Below are 10,855 nucleotides of genomic sequence, written 5' to 3'. Positions count from 1 at the left end.
AATCCCAGCTAACGTTAACGCTACCTCAACGACGCGCTTTCATTATTCTTCATCTGACAATCTCGTTAATGTGTCGTCTAATCGCTTGTTAGGCTGCACACCCATTTCTCTGAACTTCTCAACTTGCCGCACTAAATTCCCACGCCCACTTGAAAGCTTATTCATTGCAGCATCGTAACTTCCGTGGGCGGTATCTAGCGCTTTACCAATCTTTTCTATATCAGATACAAAGCCTACAAATTTGTCGTAAAGCTTTCCTGCTTGCTCTGCGATGAGCTGCGCGTTTTGGTTCTGGTACTCGTATTGCCAAATATTGTTGATGGTACGCAGTGCCACAAGCAAATTCGTGGGGCTTACTAGCATAATATTATGATTAAGCGCGAGGGAGACAAGATCAGGTTCTTCTTCAATGGCTAGCAAGAACGCAGGCTCAATAGGAATGAACAGTAAAACATAATCTAATGTGCGCAAGCCTTTAAGGGATTGATACTCTTTGGCGCCTAGCCCTTTAATATGGCCCTTGATGGATGCCACGTGTGCACTTAGATACTGTTTGCGGCTGTTGTCATCGTCGCAGTTAAAATATTGTTCATACGCCGCTAAGCTTACTTTTGAATCGATAATCACGTCTTTGTCATTGGGTAAATGCACCACTACATCTGGCTGCAGTCGCCTACCCTGTTCAGACTGTGCCGACACTTGGGTTTCAAATTCATGGCCTTCGCGAAGACCTGATTCTTTAAGAATGCGCTCTAAAATTACCTCGCCCCAATTGCCTTGTTTTTTATTATCGCCTTTAAGGGCGTTGGTTAACGCTGAGGCTTCTTCAGTTATACGCTGATTTAACGCCTTTAAACTTAAAATTTCTGTTTTCAACGACGCGCGTTCTTGCCCTTCACGAATATGTTGCTCTGAAATTTGTTGTTTGAACCCATCTAATTGAGATTTAAACGGCGCCAATACCGCTTCAATATTATGCTTACTTTGGCTCTGATAGGTCGCGCTTTTCTCATCAAAAATTTTGTTCGCTAAATTTTCAAACTGGGTTTGTAAGCGTTGTTCTGACGAATGCATTAACGCAAGCTTTTCTTCATGATTCTGCATAAGCGCATCCAGCCTTGCTTTTTGCGCTTCATATTGCGCTTGCAACTTACTGTACTCTTTTTGCAGTACGCTCGAGGTTTCACTAAGTTGGTGTTTCTCAGCTAATAGCTGCTCATACTGACGTGATTTTTCAACTAGCATGCCCATACGTTCTTGGGTTTCGCTGGAGGCTTGGTGCAGAACAAGTAACGCATCACTTTTTTCAGCCACTTGATCGCGAGCCTGATTCAATGTTCTTCGGGTTACTATTAGCAAAACAAGAAAAAATAACGCCAGTAATAAGAAGCCAGCATTTAAATATTGGGGGGGAAAATCAGGTAAGGAATACATAAAAACACACGCACTGTTAATTTATACAGCACTATAAACAAAAACAGGTGCCAATGGCACCTGTTTTAATCACAAATGTATGATTACTTAGATAACGCTTTATCTAAATCTTCAATTTTTGCTTTCCAAATAGCAGGCCCAGTTTCGTGCGCATTTGCGCCCGTGCTGTCTACTGCTACCGTAACTGGCATATCTTCTACGTCAAATTCGTAAATGGCTTCCATACCTAAATCTTCAAACGCCACTACCCGTGACTTCTTGATAGCTTTAGAAACCAAGTACGCAGCACCACCTACGGCCATTAAATAAACTGACTGATGCTTTGCAATAGATTTGACCGTCGCAGGGCCACGCTCTGCTTTACCAATCATACCGATTAGGCCAGTTTTCTCTAACATCATGTCAGTGAATTTATCCATACGAGTGGCAGTAGTTGGACCGGCTGGGCCTACTACTTCGTCGCCAACCGCATCAACAGGGCCTACGTAGTAAATAAAGCGGTTGGTTAAGTCTACGCCTTCTGGTAAACCTTCACCGTTATCAAGCATTGTTTGAATACGCTTGTGCGCTGCATCACGACCAGTCAACATTTTTCCAGAAAGGAGTACCGTTTCACCCACTTTCCAGTCTTGAATGTCTTCTTTAGTAACATCATTAAGGTTAACGCGACGGGTGTTTTCACTAACTTCCCACGTTACCTCTGGCCAATCTTCTAATTTAGGTGGCGTAAGTTCGGCTGGACCTGAGCCATCTAAATGAAAATGTGCATGTCGGGTTGCTGCACAGTTAGGGATCATCGCCACAGGTTTAGATGCCGCATGGGTAGGCAAAGACATAATTTTAACGTCTACTACTGTAGTTAATCCACCTAGACCTTGTGCACCAATACCCAATTGATTCACGCGCTCGAAAATTTCAACTCGTAGCTTTTCATCTGTGGTTTCTGGTCCGCGAGCAATAAGCTCTTGGATATCAACCGGATCCATTAGGCTTTCTTTCGCAAGTACAGCTGCTTTTTCTGCGGTACCGCCAATGCCTATACCTAACATCCCAGGTGGACACCAGCCAGCCCCCATGGTTGGCAACGTTTTAACTACCCAATCAGCAATATCATCACTGGGGTTTAACATTACCATCTTAGATTTGTTTTCCGAGCCGCCACCTTTCGCCGCAATCATTACTTCAACTTTTTCACCTGGCACCATATCAATGTGCACAACTGACGGTGTGTTGTCTTTGGTGTTGGTTCGTGCGCCTGCGGGGTCGGCAACGATAGATGCGCGTAATGGGTTGTCTGGATTTAGATAAGCGCGGCGAGTACCTTCATCAACCATCTGTTGCACAGTCATATCGGTTTTATCCCATGTAACACCCATGCCTACTTTTACAAAGCAGGTCACAATACCGGTGTCTTGACACAAAGGACGTTTGCCTTCAGCTGACATTCTAGAGTTAATAAGGATTTGTGCCATCGCATCTTTGGCTGCTTGGCTTTCTTCTCGGTTATACGCTGCTTCTACGGCTTTAACGTAGTCGAGCGGGTGATAGTAAGAGATAAACTGTAGGGAATCTTCAATGCTATCAATGAAGTCCTGTTGGCGGATAACGGTCATGACATCCTCTTTTTTTATTTTGCTTTCGTGGTCTTAGCCTGCTAAAAAAGCGTATACTAGCGCATCTATTGGCACCGTACCATGTAAAATATGGGTGAGGCTTTGCGATAAAACAAACTTGTGCTGTCAAATTTAACGCGCTTTACTAACGTTAGCTGTTTGATACCGTGCGAATACTGTTAAATTAACCGTTCAGTAGCCATTTAACGCAGCTTCAATGCCAACAACATTCTTTTTAACCTGATGTATAGAGTTAGTTTTTAATGCCCGCAACATCGCAAGTTATCATTACGCCAGTCAGCACCTCACCTTCCCTTTGTCTTATAGACATTTTTGAGCAGGTTGCCCACAACGCAGGTGCCATTTTGCTTGATACTTGTGGCTCGACAAAAAGCAATGGTCGTTACAATGTGATGGTATGGGAACCGAGCGCTACCGTAACGGCCAAACATGGCGAAGCGGCTTTAGTGCAGTTAGCTGGTGATGAGCCATTTGCAACCGACCTTCTACCTTTTGAAGCCGTAACGCACTACCTTCATGGTTCTGTGGCCAACCTTGAGTTAGATGAACTTAGTCAATCGTTAGCCAGTCAGCTGCCATTTATTGTTGGCGTAGCAGGTTTTGCAGGCTACGATGCTGGGCGGTATTATGAAAAGCTTCCAGCGAAAGCTGCGCAAACTTATACCACACCCGATTTTTCCGTAGGGCTATACCTGTCTTCGTTAATTGAGGATACGGTAACAGGCACCCTATATTTTTGTTCGGCAAAAGGTGAAACTACCCCACCTGACTTTGTCACACAGCCTAGTTCTGATGCAGATCTTACAGAGGGCGCTGATGATACAAACCAGGCCTGTTTAGTCTCTATCGATGATGAGAAAGAGCAAAGTGAAGATGATGCCAACACGTCGTTTTCTTTAACTAGTGAATGGAAGTCTAACCTCACTAAAGAAGCCTATATTGGCTGTATTGAGCGAATTCACGACTATTTAAAGGCAGGCGATTGTTATCAAGTTAACATGGCACAGCGGTTCTCAGCGTCATATACAGGCAATTGTTGGCAAGCTTATCTCGCCCTGCGTGAAAGTAACCAAGCGCCCTTTTCCGCATTCATTCAATTAAAAAACAGTACTATTTTAAGTATATCCCCTGAACGCTTTATTAGCGTGAAACAGGGCGTGGTGGAAACTAAACCGATTAAAGGCACTCGCCCACGGTTTAGTGATGAAGCAGAAGATGCACGAAGCGCTCAGTCTTTGCTGACTGCTTCAAAAGATCGAGCCGAAAACCTTATGATTGTTGATTTACTGCGAAATGATCTTTCAAAGCACTGTAAGCCTCATTCAGTGAAAGTGCCTGAGTTATTTGCGCTAGAGAGCTATGAAGCAGTGCATCACTTGGTGAGCACTGTTGTAGGCGAACTTAACGACGACGCGACCCCATTAGATTTACTTTCCTCCTCATTCCCTGGCGGTTCTATTACAGGTGCACCTAAAATTCGGGCGATGGAGATAATCGACGAACTTGAAGTGCATAGACGCAATATCTATTGCGGCAGCATATTTTATATGGGCTTTCGTGAAGATATGGACTCAAGTATTTGTATTCGAACACTGCTTGGGGAGAATAACGAGCTGCATTGCTGGGCTGGTGGTGGTATTGTTTTAGATTCAGTGGCTAATGACGAGTACAAAGAAACCTTGGATAAAGTGTCTAAAATTCTGCCAGTGCTAACCTCCCATTTTGGAGTAGGCCGTGAACAGAGCTGATTTTCTCCGCCAATTTCATCATTTGCGTCAAACGCACAGAGAGCCGGATTACCCGCTTAAATCTCGAGGCAGACCAGCTGCGGTATTAATTCCGCTAATGGACTATGGTAGTGAGCTGACAGTTTTACTCACAGAGCGTGCGCATCATTTGCGTCATCATCCAGGCCAAATTAGTTTTCCCGGTGGCGCAGTAGATGAGGTAGACAACAGCGTTTTTGACGCTGCGCTTCGTGAAGCCCGTGAAGAAATAGGCATGCCTTCTGAAAACGTAGAAATTATTGGGGTGTTGCCGAATTACAGGACAGTAAGCGGTTATCAAATAGCGCCGGTTGTGGGTTTTGTTGAACCAAGTTTTACGCCTGTTATCGACCCTAACGAAGTAGAAAGTGCTTTCGAGGTTCCTTTAGCCCATGTGCTGGACCGCAAAAATCACCTTATTCATACCGCGCGCAAAGGTAAGCGTTCATCGCCTATCTACTTTATTCCGTGGAATGAACATATGATTTGGGGTGCTACGGCTGCCATATTGCGTAACCTGTCTCACCATATTCATCCTTAAGCTTACCAGCGCTTAAACACACCTGCCCTAACGTGCCCTTACGTGTGTGCCATTAAATATTTCTTTACACCACATTAGCAATTCTAATCAATTGATTAGCTTTTCTGTATTGTAGTTAAGCCCGTCTACATGCATGATCTATTTATTAGTAATTCAGACTGGTGTAGATTTTATGATTAGTGTTTTTGATATGTTTAGCGTGGGTATTGGCCCTTCAAGCTCACACACCGTTGGACCCATGCGGGCGGGTGCTGAATTCGCTAAAACACTAGCAACAGACACAGCGCTGTTTTCAAAAATCACCTCAGTTAAAGTGGAATTGTTTGGTTCTTTAGGTCAAACCGGTATAGGTCATGGAACAGGTAAAGCCGTGATCCTTGGATTATCTGGTGAAATGCCTGAAAGCATTGACGTAAATAAAATAGAGCCACTGCTAGAAGATGTAAGAAACCAAGAATTACTGTACCTAAATGGCGAAAAGCCTATTTTGTTTCCAAACAAAAATGCGATTGTCTTTCACCGACGTAAAACACTTCCCAAACATGCTAATGCGCTTACCTTTTACGTATACGAAAACGACACTTTGCTGTGCGAGCAAACGTACTACAGCATTGGTGGCGGCTTTATCGTAAAAGAAGAGGATTTTGATGCCACTAAGGCTCACGCAGGTGCCGTTCAAGCTACTGTACCTTTTCCTTTTAAGTCTGGCGCTGCGCTGTTAGAACAATGCAAAAATAATGGGTTGAGTATTAGCGCTCTTATGCTTAAAAACGAAACCACTTTCCAACCTGCTCATGCCGTAAAACAAAAGCTGTTTGAAATATGGTTAGTAATGAAGGCCTGTGTGCAACGTGGTATTGACAGTGAAGGCATATTGCCAGGTGGTCTTAAAGTAGTGCGCCGTGCGCCTGCACTTTATAGACGTCTTCAAACCGAACATACCACCGACCCCATGCAAACCATGGACTGGGTGAACTTGTTTGCCTTAGCGGTAAATGAAGAAAATGCAGCAGGAGGCCGCGTGGTAACTGCCCCTACTAATGGCGCGGCCGGTATTATTCCTGCGGTTTTACATTATGTAGATAAATTTATTCGCCCAGTGGATGAAGAAGTGGCAAGTCGCTTCTTACTTACCGCAGGAGCCATTGGTATCTTGTACAAAGAGAATGCATCTATCTCTGGTGCTGAAGTGGGCTGTCAGGGTGAAGTAGGTGTGGCATGCTCTATGGCTGCGGGCGCGCTGGCAGAGATTATGGGCGGTACTGTACCGGCAGTAGAGAATGCCGCTGAAATTGGTATGGAACATAACCTAGGGTTAACTTGTGACCCCGTAGGCGGCTTAGTACAGGTTCCTTGTATTGAACGTAATGCTATGGGTGCAATTAAGGCGATAAACGCTTCACGGCTAGCACTGCGCGGTAGCGGCGAGCACAAGGTGTCGTTAGATAAGGTCATTAAAACTATGCGCGATACCGGTAACGACATGAAGACCAAGTACAAAGAAACAGCCAGAGGCGGCCTAGCAGTTAATATAATCGAATGCTAACCGTTAACTGACATCACTTTATGTGACACACCAGTAGATACAAAAAAGGCGATTGGGGTTTATATGTAAAACACCGCAAATCGCCTTTTTTATGCTGTCATGTATTTTCATACGCAAACCGCCAAGCCAATTGAGCCAATTGTCTCTTCAATGCTACATTAGCCTGTTAAGCTATACTCGCCTATTTAACCGGCAAGGTTACCCCTTTGAACATCTTTTCTACTTCGTCATTGTTTTTCAGCATCATGGCTTTTTCGACTTTATCTTTTGTTAAATGCGGAGCAAAGCGCTCGATAAAGTCGTACATGTAGCTTCGTAGGAAAGAGCCTTTTCTAAAGCCAATTTTGGTCGTGCTGTAATCGAATAAGTGACTTGCATCAATTTTCACCAAATCTGAGTCGAGTTCATCGCTAACCGCCATGGAAGCAATAACGCCAATACCAACACCTAATCGCACATAAGTTTTAATAACGTCGGCGTCTGTGGCAGTGAACACAATTTTAGGTGTAAGGCCTGCTCGTTCAAACGCTTGGTCTAATTCTGAGCGACCAGTGAAACCAAATACATAGGTTACGAGGGGATATTTGGCAATATCACTGATATCGATAGAGCCTTTCTTCGACAAAGGGTGATCTTTATTCACAATCACACTACGATTCCAGTGATAACAAGGCAGCATCACTAAATCGTTGTATAAATGTAAAGCTTCCGTAGCGATAGCAAAATCGGCTTCACCCTTAGCGGCTAAATCACTAATTTGCGATGGCGTACCTTGGTGCATGTGTAAAGACACCTTCGGGTACTTGCTCATAAAACCTTGAATTACATCAGGCAGTGCATAACGTGCTTGTGTGTGCGTAGTCGCAATATTCAGCTTACCTTGGTCTGGTAGCGTATGTTCTCGAGCCACCGCTTTGATACTTTCTACTTTCGCCAGGATTTCGCGGGATATATTAATGACATCGTTTCCGGCATCAGTAACATGGGTTAGATGTTTACCACTACGCCCAAAAATCTGTACACCCAACTCATCCTCTAGCATTCTCACCTGCTTACTAATGCCCGGCTGAGAGGTATATAAACTTTCTGCCGTGGCAGAAACATTCAGATTATTGTTAAGTACTTCTACTATGTAACGTAGCTGTTGTAATTTCATGTAAAACATCGCTCCTTGTAACCAGTTGTGTACTATAACCTTATCGTTATAACCAAAACTACTAATAATTACGATAAGCTATTACAAAAGTGACAGATTAACCCAGAAAATAGTAGGTAATTTTGCGCTAAATAAGTAATACTGAAAATGGGTTACCTACTGAATAATTGTTTTCCTTTATCCTTACAGATGTTTTAATTGGTCCAACGCCTTCAATTTTAAGGAAAATAACGGGTTTTATTCATATGAGTGAAAAAAAGCAACTTACCTCTCCTATCGACTTTTCGTCGGTGCTAGCTGCTGCTGTGCATGATATGAAAAATTCGCTGTTTCTTCTTATCCAGTCAATTGAAAATCTGTCTAATGATTTAGCCCCTGAAAACAGTAAAGCACGAGAGCAAGTAGCTAATGTGCATTATGAAGCATCGCGGCTCAATACCAATCTAGTACAAATTTTATCACTTTATCGTGCAGAATTAGAAAGTCTGCCGATAACAGTAGATGAGTGTTTCGTCAGTGACTTAATAAACGATGTCGTTGGCTCAAATAATATTTACATTGAACAAAAAGAAATTGTGGTTAATGCGAATGTTGACCTAGATTTAAGTTGGTATTTAGATAGAGAGCTTATATACCTATTAATTAATGACGTGCTGGTGAATGCCCTTCGGTATGGAACCTCTCAAATTTGTATTTCAGCTCAGGTTGAAGATGATTGCTTACATATTTGTGTGGAAGATGATGGTATCGGCTATCCAACGTCTATGCTTGAAAAAAGTCACGAAGACTTAGCCGATTTTCAGCTTAGTCAAGGTAGGACCGGGTTAGGGCTTTTCTTTGCTAGACTTATTGCATCGGCTCACACGCAAGGCCAACTGCAAGGAGAGATTTCTTTAAGTAATGGCGGTAGTCTTGGCGGAAGTGTATTTAGGGTAAAAATACCGTAACATTAACGCATAATAGTTTGGCATTGAAAGCCAACATATAATTCGAATTAAGTAATAAACGGAAATACGCGCATGTACATGATAATAATAATTCTGATTGTTGTATTACTGATAGCAGCAATCTTTATAAATGCTATGCAGCAACATCGCGCTAAGGCTGACTCGGAACGTCGGGCAGATCTGGCTAAACAACGTGCTGTTATTGATGAAACAGAGAATGTTATTCTAGCTTGTTCAAACATGCCTATTTCGAGCCGCATGTTACAAATCATGGACAACCGAGTGTTAGCTGCGCTTAAAACCGTCAATGAACTTGGTGGTACGCCAGAAACCAAACAAAAGCTTGCCAATGCAGAGCAAAAATCTGCTACCAAAAACCCTGATGCTGTCAACGCAAACGAATTCGTATTACCCGATAATGACAAACTTATTATTCAATATATTCAAGCTGTTAAGAAGCTTCGTATTCTACTTCGTTCAGAACACAGTAAGGGCAAAGTAGAAAGCAAAGTGTTTTATGATGAAGACAAGCAATTAGAACGCTTACAAATTAAGGTTAATGTTGAAACGCTAATTAAACGTGGCAGAGCTGCACAGCAATCGAATATGTTAGGTTCAGCTCGTCAGTATTACGAAAAAGCAAAAACCGCATTAGAAAATCAAAATCAGCAAGATGAATACACACAATCTCGCTTAGCCACGCTGCACGAATGGCTATCTGAAATTCAGAACAACCTTAAGAGTGTTAACGCTCAAGATAGAGCGAAGAAACAAGAAGAAGAGCGTGATGAATTAGACGAGTTGTTCGCGCCTAAGAAGAAATGGTAACGCGCTAGTTCACAAGTGATTGATACGCTACCTTTGGTAGTGGTGTAACACGTCAGTCCAAAGTGCTTGCCCAGCCACTGACATATCGCGCTTGGCGTTTTTCACCATACCTACCCTTTTCACTAAGGGATCGTCTTTCATATTAAGCACGGTTAGGCCAATGCTTTCCATTGATGAAATACACAACGATGGCATAATAGCAATGCCTAACCCCTGCTTAATCAGCTGACCAAGGGTACCTAACTGGCCCGTTTCGGCAACAATCACCGCATCACCCACAGTACTTATTTTCTGTTGAGTCCACATTCTTACTGCAGAGCCTCTATTCATCATTACCATAGGGTGCTCGATACATGCTTCCCAGCTAACCGTTTTCGCTTTTGCTAATTCATGCTGCGGGTTTACCACCACTACAAAACAATCCTCGAAAAGAGGTGTAAATATAAGCCCCTCATTTTGCTGCGGTTCGAAGGTGAAGCCCATCTCGGCTCTGCCCTCTGATACTTCATAAATCACGTTCTCCATCACCACATCTAAAATTCGCAGATTAATATTAGGCGCAAGTTGGTGATACCGTTTAAGTAAATGCGGTAAATGTGATTCTGCAAAGGAAGGCATAGCCGCAATGGTTAGCCGCCCTTTTGCCATGGCGAAAAGGTTCTGAATATCACCAAAAGTGTCGTCCCAGTCCCGCATTATTCTAATGGCATTGGGCAATAAGGCTTCACCTTCTTTGGTTAACGCCACATGCCTGGTGCTACGACTAAACAATTTCCCGCCAAGCTGTTCTTCCATTTTCTTTATTGCAGATGAAAGTGCCGGCTGGGTAAGGTGAAGCTTAATAGCCGCCTCAGCAAACGTGCTTGATTGCGCTACGTGAATAAAAGCTTGCAAATTTCTGTATGAAATATTCATTTAACTAAGACCCACACCCTATGTTTGAAATGTAGCCAACACATTGACTTGCCCATAATCCGAAAAACTAATAACCATCAACGACAAC

The 10,855-nt window shown here is 43.2% G+C and carries 9 protein-coding genes; 5 read left to right on the top strand and 4 right to left on the bottom strand.

Annotated elements, in window-relative coordinates; genetic code table 11:
• Window positions 1-42 precede the first annotated feature (42 nt).
• Together rmuC and AVL57_RS04970 are read right to left on the bottom strand one after the other, a co-directional pair.
• Window positions 43-1,434, bottom strand: a complete 1,392-nt coding sequence (gene rmuC / locus AVL57_RS04975) for a DNA recombination protein RmuC (protein ID WP_057791760.1) — start codon at window positions 1,432-1,434, stop codon at window positions 43-45.
• Between the two features lie 83 nt (window positions 1,435-1,517).
• Complete coding sequence (locus tag AVL57_RS04970; protein WP_057791758.1) at window positions 1,518-3,047, bottom strand: fumarate hydratase; 1,530 nt, start codon at window positions 3,045-3,047, stop codon at window positions 1,518-1,520.
• Window positions 3,048-3,310: 263 nt separating this feature from the next.
• On the opposite strand from AVL57_RS04970, the gene pabB reads away from it, so the two are divergent.
• From pabB to AVL57_RS04955, 3 genes are all read left to right on the top strand, one after another.
• Window positions 3,311-4,816, top strand: a complete 1,506-nt coding sequence (pabB, locus tag AVL57_RS04965; RefSeq protein ID WP_057791756.1) for an aminodeoxychorismate synthase component I — start codon at window positions 3,311-3,313, stop codon at window positions 4,814-4,816.
• A complete protein-coding gene (locus AVL57_RS04960; protein WP_057791754.1) occupies window positions 4,803-5,375 on the top strand; it encodes a CoA pyrophosphatase in 573 nt (190 codons plus the stop codon). The genes pabB and AVL57_RS04960 overlap by 14 nt, the downstream gene beginning before the upstream one ends.
• Window positions 5,376-5,547: 172 nt before the next feature.
• The gene (locus AVL57_RS04955) at window positions 5,548-6,921 is read left to right on the top strand and encodes an L-serine ammonia-lyase (protein WP_057791752.1); all 1,374 of its coding nucleotides are present in this window, start codon (window positions 5,548-5,550) and stop codon (window positions 6,919-6,921) included.
• Window positions 6,922-7,102: 181 nt separating this feature from the next.
• On the opposite strand, the gene cysB is transcribed toward AVL57_RS04955, so the two are convergent.
• The gene (gene cysB / locus AVL57_RS04950) at window positions 7,103-8,077 is read right to left on the bottom strand and encodes an HTH-type transcriptional regulator CysB (RefSeq protein WP_013784052.1); all 975 of its coding nucleotides are present in this window, start codon (window positions 8,075-8,077) and stop codon (window positions 7,103-7,105) included.
• A 245-nt stretch (window positions 8,078-8,322) separates the two neighbouring features.
• Here cysB and AVL57_RS04945 point away from each other — a divergent pair, with 245 nt between their 5' ends.
• The gene (locus AVL57_RS04945) at window positions 8,323-9,024 is read left to right on the top strand and encodes a sensor histidine kinase (RefSeq protein WP_057791750.1); all 702 of its coding nucleotides are present in this window, start codon (window positions 8,323-8,325) and stop codon (window positions 9,022-9,024) included.
• A gap of 72 nt (window positions 9,025-9,096) precedes the next feature.
• Window positions 9,097-9,852 carry a hypothetical protein gene (locus AVL57_RS04940; RefSeq protein WP_057791748.1) on the top strand — a complete coding sequence of 252 codons (756 nt, stop codon included), beginning with the start codon at window positions 9,097-9,099 and terminating at the stop codon, window positions 9,850-9,852.
• Between the two features lie 27 nt (window positions 9,853-9,879).
• On the opposite strand, the gene AVL57_RS04935 is transcribed toward AVL57_RS04940, so the two are convergent.
• Window positions 9,880-10,767 (bottom strand): LysR family transcriptional regulator, encoded by an 888-nt coding sequence (locus AVL57_RS04935; protein ID WP_057791746.1) that lies wholly within the window; start codon window positions 10,765-10,767, stop codon window positions 9,880-9,882.
• Window positions 10,768-10,855: the final 88 nt, after the last annotated feature.

The organism is Alteromonas stellipolaris (assembly GCF_001562115.1).
Classification (GTDB): domain Bacteria; phylum Pseudomonadota; class Gammaproteobacteria; order Enterobacterales; family Alteromonadaceae; genus Alteromonas; species Alteromonas stellipolaris.
This window is presented reverse-complemented; position numbering and strand designations above follow the sequence as displayed.